This window comes from Pseudomonas sp. microsymbiont 2 (genome assembly GCF_054788395.1).
Genome location: NZ_CM139112.1, coordinates 219,165 through 234,595 on the forward strand (window position 1 = coordinate 219,165; position 15,431 = coordinate 234,595).

Consider the following 15,431-nt stretch of genomic DNA (forward strand, 5'->3'; position numbering starts at 1 on the left):
CGACAGGTCAGCTCGCGTGGCATTTCAGCCATTCGGATTGTCGAACATGCCATCCAACACCCATCCGTCCCCCTGCTAGATCTGCCGAAAAATGGCGCTTTGGCCATGTTCGGAAATCCGAACGTTGAAAATCAAGGGCTTGCCGATGGCTGATTCTGGCTTTTGCTCTCATGCCGATTGTGCATAGGGTAGTCGTTTCCGGCATTAGACTGCCCCTCCCCGCGTCGCAATAGTTGCCGCCTTTTTTCTCGGCCCGAGCGCCAGAAATGCTCGCTCGCGGTGTCCTTACAGTGGGACGTCGAACGGACCAGGCGCAACCGGAATGGCTACAAGCCGCTCTGGAATGCGCCTTTTCGGTCGACGCCCGTGACCACTACAACAAAGGGTAATGACATGAAGAAGGCAAAACTGAGCCTCGCCTGGCAGATCGTCATCGGTCTGTTGCTGGGCGTTGCAGTCGGCGCGCTACTGAATCATTTCAGTGCAGAAAAGGCATGGTGGATCAGCAACGTTCTCCAGCCCGCCGGCGACATCTTCATTCGCCTGATCAAGATGATCGTCGTCCCGATCGTGATTTCGTCGCTGATCGTGGGCATCGCCGGGGTAGGCGACGCGAAGAAACTGGGCAGCATCGGCCTGAAGACCATCATCTACTTCGAGGTGGTGACCACCATCGCCATCGTCGTCGGCCTGGTCCTGGCCAACGTGTTCCACCCGGGCGCCGGCATCGACATGAGCACCCTGGGCACCGTCGATATCTCCAAGTACCAGGCCACCGCGGCCGAGGTGCAGCATGAGCACGCGTTCATCGAGACCCTGCTCAACCTGATCCCGTCGAACATCTTCGCGGCGTTGATGCGTGGCGAGATGCTGCCGATCATCTTCTTCTCGGTGATGTTCGGCATGGGCCTGTCGAGCCTCAACGCCGACCTGCGCGAGCCGCTGGTGCGCACCTTCCAGGGCGTGTCGGAGACCATGTTCAAGGTCACCCACATGATCATGAACTACGCCCCGATCGGCGTGTTCGCCCTGATCGCCGCCACCGTCGCCAACTTCGGCTTCGCCTCCCTGCTGCCGCTGGCCAAGCTGGTGCTGCTGGTGTACTTCGCCATCGCCTTCTTCGCCTTCATGGTGCTGGGCCTGGTGGCGCGCGTGTTCGGCTTCTCGATCATCAAGATCATGCGCATCATGAAGGACGAGCTGATCCTCGCCTACTCCACCTCCAGCTCCGAGACCGTGCTGCCGCGCGTGATCGAGAAGATGGAGAAGTACGGCGCGCCGAAGTCGATCTGCTCGTTCGTGGTGCCGACCGGCTACTCGTTCAACCTCGACGGCTCGACCCTGTACCAGAGCATCGCGGCGATCTTCATCGCCCAGCTGTACGGCATCGACCTGTCCTGGAGCCAGCAGTTGCTGCTGGTGCTGACCCTGATGGTCACCTCCAAGGGTATCGCCGGCGTGCCGGGCGTGTCCTTCGTGGTGCTGCTGGCCACCCTGGGCAGCGTGGGCATTCCGCTGGAAGGCCTGGCCTTCATCGCCGGTGTCGACCGCATCATGGACATGGCCCGTACCGCGCTGAACGTGGTGGGCAACGCCCTGGCGGCGGTGGTCATCGCCAAGTGGCAGGGCATGTACGACGCCGAGAAAGGCGCGGCGTACTACCAGTCGCTGGTGCTGGACAAAGGCAAGAAAGAAGCCGTGGTGGCGGGCAAGACCGTCAACCAGTAAGGCCTTGAGCTGAACGAAGAGCCCCGACTTGTCGGGGCTTTTTGTTTTATAGGCGACCACGCCCCCTGTAGGAGCGGCCTTGCCGAGGCGTCGGACCGGTCGGAAAGGGCCGCAAAGCGGCCCCAGCTATTTCTGCCTTGGCGCTGAGATCCTGGGGCCGCTACGCGCCCCATCGCGACACAAGGCCGCTCCTACAGGTGCGCGGCCTCCAGCCAGGCACCGGCATGCGCTATCATTCGGGCATTTTTCACGGGGGAACACACGGATGCTCAACGGCCTGTGGCTCGGCTTTTTCCTGGTGGCGGCCATCTCCGCCCTGGCCCAATGGCTGGTTGGCGGCAACGCTGGCATCTTCGCCGCGATGGTCGAGAGCATCTTCGCCATGGCCAAGCTGTCGGTGGAGGTCATGGTCCTGCTGTTCGGCACCCTGACCCTGTGGCTGGGTTTTCTCAAGATCGCCGAGAAGGCCGGCATCGTCGAATGGCTGGCCAAGGTGCTCGGCCCGTTGTTCGCCCGGCTGATGCCGGAAGTGCCACCCGGCCACCCCGCCCTGGGCCTGATCACCATGAACTTCGCCGCCAACGGCCTGGGCCTGGACAACGCCGCCACGCCCATCGGCCTGAAGGCCATGCGCTCGCTGCAGGAGCTCAACCCCAGCAGCACCACGGCGAGCAACGCGCAGATCCTGTTCCTGGTGCTCAACGCTTCGTCGCTGACCCTGCTGCCGGTGACCATCTTCATGTACCGCGCCCAGCAAGGCGCTCCGGACCCGACCATGGTGTTCCTGCCGATCCTGCTGGCCACCAGTTGCTCGACCCTGGTCGGCCTGCTGTCGGTGGCGGTGATGCAGCGCCTGCGCCTGTGGGACCCGGTGGTGCTCGCCTACCTGGTTCCGGGCGCCCTGCTGCTGGGTGGCTTCATGGCCTTCCTTGGCACACTGTCGGCGGCCGCGCTGGCCAGCCTGTCGTCGATCCTCGGCAACCTGACGCTGTTCGGCGTGATCATGCTGTTCCTGGTGATCGGCGCGCTGAGGCGGGTGCAGGTGTACGAGGCCTTCGTCGAGGGCGCCAAGGAGGGCTTCGACGTGGCCAAGGGGCTGCTGCCCTACCTGGTGGCGATGCTGGTGGCGGTCGGCGTGCTGCGCGCCTCTGGCGCCCTGGAGCTGGCCCTGGACGGCATTCGCCACGCGGTGACCTGGATGGGCCTGGATACCCGCTTCGTCGAGGGCCTGCCCACCGCGCTGGTCAAGCCGTTCTCCGGCAGTGCGGCGCGGGCCATGCTGATCGAGACCATGCAGACCCAAGGCGTGGACAGCTTCCCGGCGCTGGTGGCGGCGACCGTGCAGGGCAGCACCGAGACCACCTTCTACGTGCTGGCGGTGTACTTCGGCGCGGTGGGCATCCAGCGCGTGCGCCACGCGGTGGGTTGTGCCCTGCTGGCCGAGCTGGCCGGGGTGATCGCGGCGATCCTGGTCTGCTACTGGTTCTTCGCCTGAGCCTGGCTGACGGTCCAGTCGATCACCTGCCGCGCCAGCTGGTCGCTGGCCGCGCCGAAGCCGGCGACCACCGCCGGCACTTTCTGCTCGGTCAATGGCTGGCGCACCTCGAAGCGCTTGCTGGCGAGGATGCGCTGGCTGCGGCCCTGCACCAGCCTGGCGTCGTAGCGGATCACCACCTCCACCACCCCACCGGTCCGGTATTCGCTCTGGAACGCCTGTAGCTCGCCGCCCAGTTCGTAGTCGGCCTGCAGGTTGCTGTCATCGGCGCTCAGGCGCGGCACCCGGCCATCGCGCTGGAAGCCGTCGAGCAGGCGGTTGCGCACCAGCATCGGCACCGGGTCGCTCCAGCGCGCGCCCTTGTAGCTGCTGATCACGTCACCCTGGGGGACTACCGCGATACGCGGCCCGGCCAAGGCTTCGCTGGCCAGCGGCTTGTTCAGGCGCAGCGACCAGTCCAGCGGCGCGGCGGCGCGGGCCGGCTGGTTCACGGGCAGGCGATAGATATCCACAGGCTCGCTCTGTGGCAGGATCGAACAGGCCGAAACCAGGCTCAGCGTGGCGGCGGCGAAGGTCAGGCGCAGCGACGGGGTCATGGCTGGAACTCCTTGTTGTTGTCGCGGCCCAGCAGGTAGCCGCTGGGGTCGGCTTCCAGGCGCCGGGAGATGCCCTTGAGCGAGTTGAGGGTCTCACGCAGTTCGCGGATCGCCGGGGCGATCTGGTTCAGGCCCTGGGCGCCGTCGTCCAGGGACTGACGGTTGTCCTGCAGCAGACTGTTGATGGTGGCGGTGCTCTCGGCCAGCGACTGCATGGCCTGCTCAGCACTGCCGATGGCCTGCTTGCCCTGGTTGCCGAGCAGGCCGTTGGCGTTGCGCATCAGCGCCTGGGTTTCGGCGAGGGTGGCATTGGCCTGCTTGCCGACCAGGGACAGCTGTTCGATGGCCTCGGCGATCCCGCCCTTGTGGCTGGCGAAGGCGCCGGTGGTCTGGTCGAGGTTGGCCAGGGTGTTGCTCAAGTGCTCGATGTTGCGCTCGGAGAACATCTGGTTGGCGTTGTGCAGCAGCAGGTTGATGTTGGTCACCAGGTCGCTGCTGTCGTTGAGCAGGCGCGAGATCGGCGAGGGCGAGGCGACGATCACCGGCAGCTTGCCGCCCTTGCCCTTGAGCTCGGGGCTGTGCGGAGTGCCGCCGCTGAGCTGGATGAACGAGTTGCCGGTCACCCCGGCGAGGGTGAGCTTGGCCTGGGTGTCCTCCTTGACCGGCGTGTCGCCGTTCAGGCGCACCCGGGCCAGCACCCGGCGCGGGTCCTGCGGATCCAGGCGCAGGCTGCTGACGTCACCGACCTTGATGCCGTTGTACTGCACCGGGCTGCCTCGGGACAGGCCCGAGACGGCCTCGTTGAACACCACTTCGTAGTCCTTGAAGGCGTCGTCGACGCTGGATTTGGCCAGCCACAGGCCGAACAGCATGGCACCGGCCACCACCAGCACGGTGACCAGGCCGATCAGGACATGATGAGCTCGGGTTTCCATCGTTCAGCGCTCCTGGCGGGCGCGCAGGGCGGCGTCTTCGGCCGCCCGGCCGCGCGGGCCGTGAAAGTATTCGTGGATCCAGGGGTCGTCGGTGCGCTCGACTTCGCTGAGCGGGCCGGCCACCAGCACCTTCTTCTGTGACAGCACTGCCACCCGGTCGGTGATGGTGTACAGCGTGTCCAGATCGTGGGTGATGAGGAACACCGACAGGCCCAGGGCGTCGCGCAGGGTGAGGATCAACTGGTCGAAGGCGGCGGCGCCGATCGGATCGAGGCCGGCGGTGGGCTCGTCGAGGAACAGGATGTCCGGGTCCAGCGCCAGTGCCCGGGCCAGGGCGGCGCGCTTGATCATGCCGCCGGACAGTGAGGACGGGTACTTGTCGGCGGCGCTGATCGGCAGGCCGGCCAGGGCCAGCTTCACCCCGGCCAGGTGTTCCGCGTCGGCCCGCGACAGCCCGGCGTGTTCGATCAGCGGCAGGGCGACGTTCTCGGTGACGGTCAGCGACGAGAACAGCGCGCCCCTCTGGAACAGCACGCCGAAGCGCTGTTCGACCTTGGAGCGCTGCGCCTCGTCGAGCGTGGCCAGGTCCTGGCCGAAGACCTTGACCTGGCCTTCGTCGGGGCGGCGCAGACCGATGATGCTGCGCAGCAGCACCGACTTGCCGCTGCCCGAGCCGCCGACCACGGCGAGGATCTCGCCACGGTACAGGTCCAGGTCGAGGTTCTCGTGTACCACCTGGCTGCCGAAACGGTTGCAGATGCCCCGTGCCTCGATCACCGCTTGCCGACCGGTCACCAGCCCATCTCCATGAAGAACAGCGCGGCTACCGCATCCAGCACGATCACCACGAAGATCGACTGGACCACCGCGGAGGTGGTGTGGGCGCCGACCGATTCGGCGCTGCCGCTGACCTTGAAACCCTCCAGGCAGCCGATGGTGGCGATCAGGAAGGCGAAGAACGGCGCCTTGACCATGCCCACCAGGAAGTGCTGCACGCCGATGTCGCTCTGCAGCAGCGACAGGAACATCGCCGGCGAGATATCCAGGGTCAGGGCGCAGACCACCGCGCCGCCGATCATGCCGCAGAGCATCGCGATGAACGTCAGCAGCGGCAGTGCGATCAGCAGCGCCAGCACCCTTGGCACCACCAGCAGCTCGATGGGGTTCAGGCCCAGGGTGCGGATGGCGTCGATCTCTTCGTTGGCCTTCATCGAGCCGATCTGCGCGGTGAAGGCGCTGGCGGTGCGGCCGGCCATGAGGATGGCCGTGAGCAGCACGGCGAACTCACGCAGGAAGGAGAACGCCACCAGGTCGACGGTGAAGATGGTCGCGCCGAAGTCGGCCAGCACCGTCGCGCCGAGGAAAGCCACCACCGCGCCTACCAGGAAGGTCAGCAAGGCGACGATGGGCGCGGCATCCAGGCCGGTCTGCTCGAGGTGGGCGACCACCGGGGTGATGCGCCAGCGGTGCGGCTGGAACAGGCGCAGCAAAAGGGTTTCGAGGATCAGGCCGATGAAACCCAGGACCTGCCGGGTGTCCTGCCACAGCTGGTCGACGGCGCAGCCGATGCGCGCCAGCAGCAGGATCAGCACCGGACGCTCGGGTTCGCGCAGCGGAATGCAGTAGTCCTGCACCGAGCGGTAGACGTTGCAGAGCAGGGCGCGGTCGGCCTCGGGGAGCGCGTCGGTGCAGTGCGACAGGCGTTCGGCCCCCAGCAACTCGGCCAGCAGCGAGGCGCCAGCGGTGTCCAGCCGGCCAAGCTGGCTGAGGTCGGCGAGGGTGTCGTTGCCGTACTGGCCCTGCAGTCGCTCGCATTCGCGCTTGAGGCTGGCGTAGTGGGCCAGGGTCCAGTCGCCGACGATGCGCAGGCGGGAGGGTTGCTGGCTGGTGTCCAGGGTGGCGCTCGGAATGGTCATAGGCTCCATGCATCTGACTCGGTGCTGGGGGGCGAGTCAGATCATAGCGCAGCGGGCCACGATGAACAGCGCATTCCTGCCATGCGACCCCGGTCGTCTCAGACCTTTTCCCACACCTCGAAGTGGTAGGCCGGCTTATCGTCTTGCGCCGGTTGCGGCTCACTCGAGGCCAGTCGCCAGTGCTGCCGATCGAACTCGGGGAACCACGCATCGCCTGGCACGGACAGCTCGACCCGGGTCAGGTACATGCGGCTCACCAGGTCTTTTTCCAGGGCCTGCCGGTACAACTGCGCGCCGCCGATCAGCATCAGCTCTTCGACACCTTGTTCGCGGGCCCACTGCTCGGCGCGGGCCAGCGCGGCCTCCAGCGAGGCGAACACCTCGGCGCCGGCCAGGACCAGGCCCGGTTGGCGGCTGACGACGATGTTCAGGCGCCCCGGCAGTGGCCGGCCCAGCGAATCCCAGGTCTTGCGCCCCATGATGATCGGCTTGCCCAGGGTCGTGGCCTTGAAGTACTTGAAGTCCCCCGGCAGGTGCCAGGGCATGGAGTTGTCGATGCCGATCACACGGTTCTCGGCGAACGCCGCGATCAGGCTGAGAGGGAGTGATGTAGTCATGCCGGCGAGGATAGCACCGGGCACGTGGGTTATGCTTGCGCCCTGACCTGTGCAATGGAAGAGCTTGTGACCGCACCGACTCCACTCGACAAGCGCTGGCTCACCGAAGCGGTGCGCCTGCGCGAGGAACACGCCGGGCCCCTGGAGGATCAGGAAGCCAATCGCCGTGCCCGCCAGCTGGGCGGCGACCTGGCGACACGCATCGAGCGGCGCGCCTTGTGGCTGGCCGAGCGCGACGGCATGACGACGGCGCTGCGCCACTGGAAGCAGGGCGCGCGCCTGGCACTGCTGGCGCTCATGGCGCTCGCCGTGCTCAGTGGCGCCGGCCTGGGGTTGGCCGCGCTGGGCGATGGCCTGCGGCCAGTGAACGTGTTCTGGGCCCTGGGCAGCCTGCTCGGGTTGAACCTGGCACTGCTGATCGGCTGGGCCGCCGGCTTTTTCTTCGCCGGCGAGCAGGGCGCGGCGCTGGGCCGCCTGTGGCTGTGGCTGAGCGAGCGCTTGGCCCGCGATGCCAAGGCTGCGCAGCTGGCCCCGGCCCTGCTCGTCCTGCTGCAGCGCCAGCGTCTGAATCGCTGGCTGCTCGGCCTGCTGGTGCACGGCCTGTGGTGCCTGGTCATGCTCGCGGCGCTGGCGATGCTGCTGGCGTTGCTGGCGACCCGGCGCTATGGCTTCGTCTGGGAAACCACCCTGCTCGCCGCCGAACCCTTCATCGCCCTCACCCAAGCCCTCGGTGCCCTGCCCGCGCTGCTTGGCTTCGCCGTGCCGGACGAGGCGATGATCCGTGCCAGCGGCGACAGCTTGCCGGCGCTGGAGCTGGCGCGCCAGGCCTGGGCCAGCTGGTTGCTTGGCGTGGTGCTGGTCTATGGCCTGCTGCCGCGCCTGGTCCTGGCCGCGCTGTGCCTGTGGCGCTGGCGCCAAGGTCGCGATCGCCTGGGCCTGGATCTCAACCTGCCCGGCTATGCGCAATTGCGTGAAGCGCTGATGCCCCGTAGCGAGCGCATCGGCGTGCAGGACGCGGCCCCCGAGACTTTGCCGCAGTTCGAGGCTGGCCAGCTCGAGAGCGGCAGCAGCGGTGCCCTGCTGGTGGGCCTGGAGTTGGACGACCAGCGTCCCTGGCCCCCGGCATTGCCGAACAGCGTGACCGATGCCGGCGTGCTCGACAGCCGTGAGTCACGCAACAAGCTGCTCGAACAGCTTGGCCGCTTCCCGCCGGCACGCCTGGCCATCGCCTGCGACCCACGCCGCTCCCCCGACCGTGGCAGCCTGGCATTGCTGGCGGAGCTGGCGCGCAACGCTGGCGCCACGCGCATCTGGCTGCTGCAGGCGCAACCTGGCCAGGCCCTTGACGCCGCGCGCCTGGGCGACTGGCACGACGCTCTCGATCGCCTCGGCCTGCCCCACGCCGACACCTCGCCCCTGACCTGGCTGGAGCATGGCCATGACTGAGCCGCTGAAACTGGCCGTGGTCGGCCACACCAACGTCGGCAAGACTTCGCTGCTGCGCACCCTCACCCGTGACGTCGGCTTCGGCGAGGTCTCGCACCGGCCCAGTACCACCCGCCATGTGGAGGGCGCGCGCCTGTCGGTGGATGGCCAGCCCCTGCTCGAGCTCTACGACACCCCCGGCCTGGAAGATGCCATCGCCCTGCTCGATTACCTCGAGCGTCTGGAGCGTCCAGGCGAGCGCCTGGACGGCCCGGCCCGCCTGCAACGCTTCCTGCAGGGCAGCGAGGCGCGCCAGCGCTTCGAGCAGGAGGCCAAGGTGCTGCGCCAACTGCTGGCGAGCAACGCCGGGCTATACGTGATCGACGCCCGCGAACCGGTGCTGGCCAAGTACCGCGACGAACTGGAAGTGCTGGCCAGTTGCGGCAAGCCCTTGCTGCCGGTGCTCAACTTCGTCGCCAGCAGCCAGCACCGCGAGCCGGAGTGGCGCGAGGCTCTGGCGCGCCTGGGCCTGCATGCGCTGGTGCGGTTCGACAGCGTGGCTCCGCCCGAGGATGGCGAGCGCCGCCTCTACGAAAGCCTGGCCTTGCTGCTGGAGGATGCCCGCCCGGCCCTGCAGCGCCTGATCGATGACCAGCAGGCCCAGCGCCTGGCCCGCCAGCGCAGCGGCAAGCGCCTGATCGCCGAACTGCTGCTCGATTGCGCCGCCTGCCGGCGCAGTGTCGAGGCCGAGCCCGCCGCCGAGGCCCGTGCCACCGAGGCCTTGCGCCAGGATGTGCGGCAACGCGAGCAGCGCTGCGTCGAGGCCCTGCTCAAGCTCTATGCCTTTCGCCGTGAAGATGCCAATGCCGGCGACCTGCCGTTACTCGACGGACGCTGGGGCGATGACCTGTTCAATCCGGAAACCCTGAGACTGCTGGGTGTGCGCCTGGGCGGCGGCGTGGCTGCCGGGGCGGCGGCGGGCGCGGGCGTGGACCTGCTGGTCGGCGGCCTGACCCTCGGCGCCGCTGCTCTGGCCGGGGCGATTGCCGGTGGCGCCCTGCAGACCGCGCGCAACTATGGTTCGCGGTTGATGGGCAAGCTCAAGGGGCAGCGTGAGCTGACCGTGGACGACACCGTGCTGCGCCTGCTGGCGCTGCGTCAGCAGCAGTTGATGGTGGCGCTGGACGGGCGCGGGCATGCGGCGCAGGACAGCATTCGCCTGGCGGCCCCGGATGAGAAAGCCTGGCGCCAGGGCAAGCTGCCCGAGGCCCTGATCAAGGCGCGCGCGCATCCGCAATGGTCGACGCTCAATCCCGGAGCGAAGGTGAACCAGGCGCAGCGGCAAGAACAGCTGGAGGCATTGGTTTTACAGATTTGAGATGACAGGGGCGGCCCTTTCGCGGACCTGCCCCGCGATGCGTCCTACAGCATCTTCTCCAGCCCGACCGCCTTGCTGATCCAGGCATTGAAGCGTCGCCATATCCCCCCGGGCTCGGTCACCAGCAGGTGCCGCTGGCCGTTGTCCTCGGTGGCCCACGCCAGTTTCCCGTCCACCAGCTTCACCTGGTAGCTCAGTGCCGGCGCCATGCCCTGCACGGCCAGGTCACGGGTGTATTCGGCCAGCTCCGGGCTGTCCACCAGCACCCCGACCTCGGTGTTCCACAGCACCGAGCGCGGATCGAAGTTGAACGAGCCGATGAAGGTCTTGCGCCGGTCGAACACCATGGCCTTGCTATGCAGGCTCGAATCGGAACTGCCATGCAAGCCTAGGCGCGGCCGTGGTGCGCCTGGTTGGCGGCGCAGTTCGTACAGTTGCACGCCATGTTCGAGCAGGGCGCGGCGATAGGGCGCGTAGCCACCATGCACGGCGGGCACGTCGGTGGCTTCCAGGGAGTTGGTCAGCAGCTTCACCGAAGTGCCGGCGTCGGCGCGGCTGGTCAGGTACAGCAAGCCCGGTTCGCCCGGAACGAAGTAGGCCGACACCAGGATCAGCTCCTTGTGCACGCCGTTCAGCTCCGGGGCCAGCTGCTGGCTCATCAGCAAGCGCGGGTCCGGCTCGTCGTCTGCCAGCACCTTGCTCGGCGCATCCCACAGGGCCTGGCTGTGAGCCCAGATCAGTTCGTTGCGCCACACGTCCAGGCGCGGCTGTGATTGATAAGCCATCAGACGGTCATACAGCGCCTTGCGCCTGACCCGCGCCTCGGCCAGGGAGATTTCCAGGCGCTGGCGGCTGGCGAACAGGTCGCGGGCGTCGGGTTGGCGCCAGAGAAAGTCACCGATCGGACGACTCAGAGCGCTGTTCCAGTACTGGTCGAAACTGTGCCCGAGCTGCTCGGCCACAGGCCCGACACCCAGCAGGTCGATGTCGGTGAAGTTGAGGTTGGGCTCGGCGTCGAAATACTCGTCGCCCAGGTTGCGGCCACCAACGATCGCCATGCTGTTGTCCACCAGGAACAGCTTGTTGTGCATGCGCCGGTGCTGGCGCGACAGGTTGAACAGCCGCCCCGCGGCGCGACTCACGCCAGTGCTGCGCCCCAGGTGCAGCGGGTTGAACACGCGGATATGGATGTTCGGGTGGGCGGCGAGGGTGCCCATCAGGCTGTCCAGGCCGTCGCTGGTGGTGTCGTCGAGCAGGATGCGCACGCGCACGCCGCGATCGGCGGCGCGCAGCAGTTCGTGGACCAGGGCACGGGTGCTGAGGCCGTCGTGGACGATGTAGTACTGCAGGTCGATGCTCGCCTGGGCGTTGCGGATCAGCTCGGCGCGGGCGCGGAACGCCTCGTTGCTGTTGGGCAGCAGGCGAAAGCCCGAGCGTCCCGCGTAGGGAGCGGCCTGGCGCTGCACCGAACGACCGAACGCCGAGTCGGCCGCCGGCAGGGCCTGGCTGACTTCACGCGGGGTGCCGACGCTGGCGCAGCCCGACAGGCCGAGCAGCAGCGCCAGCAGCAGGGGCAGGGCTCGCTGGAGTCTCAAGGAAGGATCGTCCTGTACAGCAAGGGCTCATGGGTTGGACCGCGGCGCAACGTTAACCGCCGATGTGCTCGGCCTCCAGTAGACGAAGGGCGGTTTCACCGACCTTGCGCACCGCGGCTTCGATCTGCGGCGTCGGGCGGGCGGCGAAGTTCATGCGCAGGCAATTCCGGTACTTGCCCGAAGCCGAGAAGATGCTGCCCACGGCGATCTGCACGCCTTGTTCCATCAACGCGCGGTTCAGGCGCAGCGTATCGAAACCCTCCGGCAATTCAACCCAGAGCATGAAGCCGCCCTGAGGCCGGCTGGCGCGTGTGCCGGACGGGAAGTAGCGGGTGATCCAATCGCACATCTGGTCGCGACCACGTTGGTACTGGTTGCGCATGCGGCGCAGGTGGGGCTGGTAGTGGCCTTCGGCGATGAAGTCGGCGATCGCCAGCTGTGGCTGGCAGGCGGTGCTGCCCGTGCTGATGTACTTCATGTGCAGCACCCGTTCCAGGTAGCGCCCCGGCGCCACCCAGCCGACCCGCAGTCCCGGCGCCAGGGTCTTGGAGAACGAGCTGCAGAGCAGCACGCGGCCGTCGTCGTCGAACGACTTGATGGTGCGCGGGCGTGGGTAGGTGTAGGCCAGGTCGCCGTAGACATCGTCTTCGAGGATCGCCACGTCGTAGCGCTGGGCGAGGGTCAGCAGGGCCTTCTTGCGCGACTCGGGCATGATGTAGCCCATCGGATTGTTGCAGCTGGGGGTAATCTGGATGAGCTTGATCGGCCACTGTTCCAGGGCCAGTTCCAGGGCTTCCAGGCTGATGCCGGTGATGGGGTCGGTGGGAATCTCCAGGGCTTTCATGCCCAGGCCCTTCAGCGTTTGCATGGCGCCATGGAAGCTGGGCGAGTCGACCGCGACGATGTCGCCGGGCGCGCACACCGCGCGAATGCTGCATGACAGCGCCTCATGGCAGCCGGTGGTCACCATCAGGTCGGTCGGGCCCAGGCGGCAGCCGGAGTCGAGCATCAGCCGAGCGATCTGCTCGCGCAACAGGGCATTGCCGTGGATGTTGTCGTAGTACAGGCCGGGCATGTCCATGCGCCGGCTGATCTGCGCCAGGCTGCGCAGCAGCGGCTTGAGCGTGGGGCTGTCGACGTCGGGCATGCCACGGCCGAGCTGGATCACGTCCGGGCGCGGGGTGGCCCGGACCAGTTCCAGTACCTGTTCCCATTGCGAGATATCCACAGGCCGCTGGGCCGGGCGGCTGATATCGGGCAGGGCGGGGAGCTGGCGATCCTCGGCGACGAAGTAGCCAGACTTGGGCCGTGGCGATACCAGGCCATTGTCCTCCAGCAGGCGGTAGGCCTGCTGCACGGTGCTCAGGCTGACGCCGTGTTCCACGCTCAGGGCGCGTACCGAGGGCAGGCGCTGGCCGGGTCGGTAGAGGCCTTGCTCGATGCGCGAGCCGAGCAGTTCGGCCAGGTTGAGGTAGAGGGTCACGGCATACTCCTGGGCGTTGTGTGGGGCACTGACCAATACAGATTGTTGGAAAATACTTCATTCAGCCGACTTTCTGCCAATTCTGTATGGAAATAATAACTGTCTGTTGGATCTGTATTGTCGAGAGCAGGAACGCGCATGCTTTCTCCACGGTATCAACTGATGGGAGAACGCAGTGATGGGTGGCTTGAGCGATGTGCGCGTGCAACTGTTGGCCAAGGAACTGGAGGCCGGAGAGCGAGCCAAGGTCTACAGCGTGTCTACCGGCCTGAGCCGCTGGGCCCTGATGCTGCATCGCTGGCGTACCCGCAGGGCGTTGCTGCAACTGGATGATCGGCAGCTGCGCGATATCGGCCTGACCTGGGAACAGGCGTGGCGGGAAGGGCGTAAACCTTTCTGGAAAGACTGAGCCGCTCCTACAGGGGCGTGCTGAATTCGACTCACACCAGTTCTTTGAGCCGATACCAGAGCATGCCCAATGCCAGCAACGGTGAGCGCAGCAGCTTGCCGCCGGGGAAGGTGGTGTGCGGCACCTTGGCGAACAGATCGAAGCGACCACTTTGCTGGCCACTGATCGCCTCGCCGAGCAGGCGCCCGGCCAGGTGGGTGGCGTTCACCCCATGGCCGGAATAGGCCTGGGCGTAATAGACGTTGGGCTGGCTGGCCAGGCGGCCTATCTGCGGCAGGCGGTTGGCGCCGATGCCGATCATGCCACCCCACTGGTAATCGATGCGCACGTCGGCCAGCTGCGGGAACACCTTGAGCATCTTCGGGCGCATGTAGGCGGCGATGTCCTGCGGGTCGCGGCCCGAATAATGGCAGGCACCGCCGAACAGCAGGCGATGGTCGGCTGACAGGCGATAGTAGTCCAGGGCCACGCGCTGGTCGCACACCGCCATGTTCCGTGGCAGCAGCTGGCGGGCGCGCTCCTCCCCCAGTGGCTCGGTGGCGATGATGTAGCTTCCGGCGGGCAGCACCTTGCCGCCCAGCTCGCGATTGAGATCGTTGTGGTAGGCGTTGCAGCACAGCACCAGGGTCTTGGCCCGCACCCGTCCTTGTGCGGTATGCACCTTGACCTCGGCGCCGTACTCGATGCGAGTGACTTCCGACTGCTCATGCAGGTGCACACCCAGTCGGCTGGCCGCGGCGGCTTCGCCCAGAGCCAGGTTGAGCGGGTGCAGATGGCCGGAACCCATGTCGATCAGACCGCCGACATAGCGATCGGAGCCCACCACCGTGTGCATGTCGCCGGGCTGCACCAGGCGCAGTTCGTGGCGGTAGCCCAGGCTGCGCAGTTCCTCGGCGTCCGCGGCGAAGCCTTCCAGCTCGGCGGGCTTGTTGGCCAGGTCGCAGTAGCCCCAGGTCAGGTCGCAATCGATGCCATGGCGCTCGACGCGCTCGCGGACGATTTCCACGGCCTCCAGGCCCATCAGTTTCAGGCTGCGCACGCCGTCCTCGCCGAGCACCGGGAGAAACTGCTCGAGGCCGTGGCCGACGCCACGGATCAGCTGACCGCCATTGCGCCCGCTGGCCCCCCAGCCGATCTTGCGGGCCTCGAGCACGATCACCGACAGGCCGCGCTCGGCCAGCTCGATGGCGGTGTTCAGGCCCGAGTAGCCACCGCCGACGATGCACACGTCGGCGCTGTGCTCGCCTTGCAGGAACGGATGGTCTGGGTGTGGCGCGCTGCTGGCGGCATAGTAGGAGGCGGCGTGCTGCGCGCTGTGGATCATTGAGTCGGCCTGAGCGAATGGAGGGAGGTGGCGAGGATAAGCTTTGCTTTCGCGCCGGGGCAACCCGCTCCCACGGGGCTGCGCGGTGCTCAATACACTGGGAATCCTGTGGGAGCGGGTTTACCCGCGAATGGGCTTATAATCCATGCAGATACTTTGATTCGTACCTTGCCATGTCCTGCAACAGCCACAAGATCCACTTCCTGCGCGAACTCATTCCTTCGTTCGAATGCGAGCCCGGCTGCCATGACTGCTGCGGCCCAGTCACCACGTCCGCCGAAGAAATGGCCCGCCTGCCGCGCAAGACCCAGGCCGAGCAGGAGGCTGCCCTGGAGCGTCTGGACTGTGTGCATCTGGGGCCCAATGGCTGCACGGTCTACGAAGAACGCCCGATGATCTGTCGCCTGTTCGGCACCACCCCGCGCCTGGCCTGCCCTCGCGGTCGCGGTCCGGCACAACCCATCGAGCCCGAGGCCGAGCAACTGGTCCACCAGTTCATCGCCACGACCCGTCAGGTGCTGGTCTGAAGC

14 protein-coding genes are annotated in these 15,431 nt (G+C 66.9%); 6 read left to right on the top strand and 8 right to left on the bottom strand.

All coding sequences use genetic code 11. The features are described 5' to 3' along the window. Nucleotides 1–393: 393 nt before the first annotated feature. Both gltP and ACYUME_RS01050 read left to right on the top strand, forming a co-directional pair. Complete coding sequence (gene gltP / locus ACYUME_RS01045) at nt 394–1,728, top strand: glutamate/aspartate:proton symporter GltP (RefSeq protein WP_186732102.1); 1,335 nt, start codon at nt 394–396, stop codon at nt 1,726–1,728. Nucleotides 1,729–1,993: 265 nt separating this feature from the next. Further along, the gene (locus ACYUME_RS01050; protein ID WP_460417812.1) at nt 1,994–3,223 is read left to right on the top strand and encodes a nucleoside recognition domain-containing protein; all 1,230 of its coding nucleotides are present in this window, start codon (nt 1,994–1,996) and stop codon (nt 3,221–3,223) included. Here ACYUME_RS01050 and ACYUME_RS01055 read toward each other — a convergent pair. From ACYUME_RS01055 to ACYUME_RS01075, 5 genes are all read right to left on the bottom strand, one after another. Then, nucleotides 3,205–3,819, bottom strand: coding sequence for an ABC-type transport auxiliary lipoprotein family protein (locus tag ACYUME_RS01055; RefSeq protein ID WP_460417814.1), 615 nt, complete (start codon nt 3,817–3,819; stop codon nt 3,205–3,207). The genes ACYUME_RS01050 and ACYUME_RS01055 overlap by 19 nt on opposite strands. Continuing rightward, nucleotides 3,816–4,754, bottom strand: a complete 939-nt coding sequence (locus ACYUME_RS01060; protein ID WP_460417816.1) for an MlaD family protein — start codon at nt 4,752–4,754, stop codon at nt 3,816–3,818. The genes ACYUME_RS01055 and ACYUME_RS01060 overlap by 4 nt, the downstream gene beginning before the upstream one ends. 3 nt (nt 4,755–4,757) lie before the next feature. Continuing rightward, on the bottom strand, nt 4,758–5,549 hold the full coding sequence (locus ACYUME_RS01065; protein ID WP_279884600.1) for an ABC transporter ATP-binding protein: 792 nt from the start codon (nt 5,547–5,549) through the stop codon (nt 4,758–4,760). Next, entirely contained in the window at nt 5,546–6,679 is a 1,134-nt protein-coding gene (locus ACYUME_RS01070) for an ABC transporter permease (RefSeq protein WP_279884598.1), read from the bottom strand. Before ACYUME_RS01070 ends, ACYUME_RS01065 begins: the two co-directional genes overlap by 4 nt. An 89-nt stretch (nt 6,680–6,768) precedes the next feature. Then, on the bottom strand, nt 6,769–7,287 hold the full coding sequence (locus tag ACYUME_RS01075; RefSeq protein WP_460417818.1) for a dihydrofolate reductase: 519 nt from the start codon (nt 7,285–7,287) through the stop codon (nt 6,769–6,771). Between the two features lie 54 nt (nt 7,288–7,341). On the opposite strand from ACYUME_RS01075, the gene ACYUME_RS01080 reads away from it, so the two are divergent. After that, nucleotides 7,342–8,733 carry a DUF2868 domain-containing protein gene (locus tag ACYUME_RS01080; RefSeq protein WP_460417820.1) on the top strand — a complete coding sequence of 464 codons (1,392 nt, stop codon included), beginning with the start codon at nt 7,342–7,344 and terminating at the stop codon, nt 8,731–8,733. Next, entirely contained in the window at nt 8,726–10,090 is a 1,365-nt protein-coding gene (locus tag ACYUME_RS01085) for a GTPase/DUF3482 domain-containing protein (protein ID WP_460417822.1), read from the top strand. Before ACYUME_RS01080 ends, ACYUME_RS01085 begins: the two co-directional genes overlap by 8 nt. A gap of 44 nt (nt 10,091–10,134) precedes the next feature. Here the strand turns inward: ACYUME_RS01085 and ACYUME_RS01090 are convergent, their stop codons facing one another. Together ACYUME_RS01090 and ACYUME_RS01095 are read right to left on the bottom strand one after the other, a co-directional pair. Beyond that, entirely contained in the window at nt 10,135–11,685 is a 1,551-nt protein-coding gene (locus tag ACYUME_RS01090) for a phospholipase D family protein (RefSeq protein WP_460417823.1), read from the bottom strand. Nucleotides 11,686–11,737: 52 nt separating this feature from the next. Beyond that, nucleotides 11,738–13,168: an aminotransferase-like domain-containing protein gene (locus ACYUME_RS01095; protein ID WP_460417825.1), complete on the bottom strand. Its 1,431-nt coding sequence runs from the start codon at nt 13,166–13,168 to the stop codon at nt 11,738–11,740. Nucleotides 13,169–13,346: 178 nt separating this feature from the next. Between ACYUME_RS01095 and ACYUME_RS01100 the strand changes: the two genes are divergently transcribed. After that, complete coding sequence (locus tag ACYUME_RS01100; protein WP_460417827.1) at nt 13,347–13,577, top strand: DUF1127 domain-containing protein; 231 nt, start codon at nt 13,347–13,349, stop codon at nt 13,575–13,577. A gap of 31 nt (nt 13,578–13,608) precedes the next feature. Here ACYUME_RS01100 and ACYUME_RS01105 read toward each other — a convergent pair whose 3' ends face one another. Further along, complete coding sequence (locus ACYUME_RS01105) at nt 13,609–14,901, bottom strand: NAD(P)/FAD-dependent oxidoreductase (RefSeq protein WP_460417828.1); 1,293 nt, start codon at nt 14,899–14,901, stop codon at nt 13,609–13,611. Between the two features lie 173 nt (nt 14,902–15,074). Here ACYUME_RS01105 and ACYUME_RS01110 point away from each other — a divergent pair, with 173 nt between their 5' ends. Beyond that, the gene (locus ACYUME_RS01110; protein WP_460417829.1) at nt 15,075–15,428 is read left to right on the top strand and encodes a YkgJ family cysteine cluster protein; all 354 of its coding nucleotides are present in this window, start codon (nt 15,075–15,077) and stop codon (nt 15,426–15,428) included. Nucleotides 15,429–15,431: the final 3 nt, after the last annotated feature.

What these genes read in the sequence shown, in the direction of transcription:
- gltP (WP_186732102.1), top strand. Translation starts at nt 394, where the DNA reads ATGAAGAAGGCAAAACTGAGCCTCGCCTGGCAGATCGTCATCGGTCTG.
- ACYUME_RS01050 (WP_460417812.1), top strand. Translation starts at nt 1,994, where the DNA reads ATGCTCAACGGCCTGTGGCTCGGCTTTTTCCTGGTGGCGGCCATCTCC.
- ACYUME_RS01055 (WP_460417814.1), bottom strand. Translation starts at nt 3,819, where the DNA reads ATGACCCCGTCGCTGCGCCTGACCTTCGCCGCCGCCACGCTGAGCCTG.
- ACYUME_RS01060 (WP_460417816.1), bottom strand. Translation starts at nt 4,754, where the DNA reads ATGGAAACCCGAGCTCATCATGTCCTGATCGGCCTGGTCACCGTGCTG.
- ACYUME_RS01070 (WP_279884598.1), bottom strand. Translation starts at nt 6,679, where the DNA reads ATGGAGCCTATGACCATTCCGAGCGCCACCCTGGACACCAGCCAGCAA.
- ACYUME_RS01075 (WP_460417818.1), bottom strand. Translation starts at nt 7,287, where the DNA reads ATGACTACATCACTCCCTCTCAGCCTGATCGCGGCGTTCGCCGAGAAC.
- ACYUME_RS01080 (WP_460417820.1), top strand. Translation starts at nt 7,342, where the DNA reads ATGGAAGAGCTTGTGACCGCACCGACTCCACTCGACAAGCGCTGGCTC.
- ACYUME_RS01085 (WP_460417822.1), top strand. Translation starts at nt 8,726, where the DNA reads ATGACTGAGCCGCTGAAACTGGCCGTGGTCGGCCACACCAACGTCGGC.
- ACYUME_RS01100 (WP_460417827.1), top strand. Translation starts at nt 13,347, where the DNA reads ATGGGTGGCTTGAGCGATGTGCGCGTGCAACTGTTGGCCAAGGAACTG.
- ACYUME_RS01105 (WP_460417828.1), bottom strand. Translation starts at nt 14,901, where the DNA reads ATGATCCACAGCGCGCAGCACGCCGCCTCCTACTATGCCGCCAGCAGC.
- ACYUME_RS01110 (WP_460417829.1), top strand. Translation starts at nt 15,075, where the DNA reads ATGTCCTGCAACAGCCACAAGATCCACTTCCTGCGCGAACTCATTCCT.